The 309-nt window shown below is 51.8% G+C and carries 1 protein-coding gene and 1 pseudogene; both read left to right on the forward strand.

The annotated features are described in order from the left end of the window. A pseudogene (locus ACSIPU_RS30925) lies at positions 1-84 on the forward strand (twin-arginine translocase subunit TatA); the annotation flags it as partial. A 3-nt stretch (positions 85-87) separates the two neighbouring features. Next, positions 88-309 (forward strand): Sec-independent protein translocase protein TatB (tatB, locus tag ACSIPU_RS30930; protein ID WP_435322522.1); only part of this gene is annotated, 222 nt, incomplete at its 3' end.

The raw sequence follows: 309 nt of genomic DNA on the forward strand, positions 1-309 counted from the left end.
GATTTCACGGCGAAAACCATCGCCGATAAACAGGATGATGCAAAAAAAGACGAGACAAAACGCCACGACAAAGAGCAGGTGTAACTCGTGTTCGATATTGGTTTTAGTGAACTACTGCTGGTGTTTGTGATTGGCCTCATTGTTCTGGGGCCACAGCGGCTTCCCGTCGCGGTTAAAACGGTGGTTGGCTGGATCCGTACGCTACGGTCGCTGGCGACCACGGTGCAGAATGAGCTGGCTCAAGAGCTAAAACTGCAGGAGTTCCAGGAGAGCCTCAAGAAGGTGGAAAAGGCCAGCCTGAATAACCTG

The sequence above is a fragment of the Klebsiella sp. HN106 genome, assembly GCF_051209435.1.
Classification (GTDB): Bacteria; Pseudomonadota; Gammaproteobacteria; order Enterobacterales; family Enterobacteriaceae; genus Klebsiella; species Klebsiella oxytoca.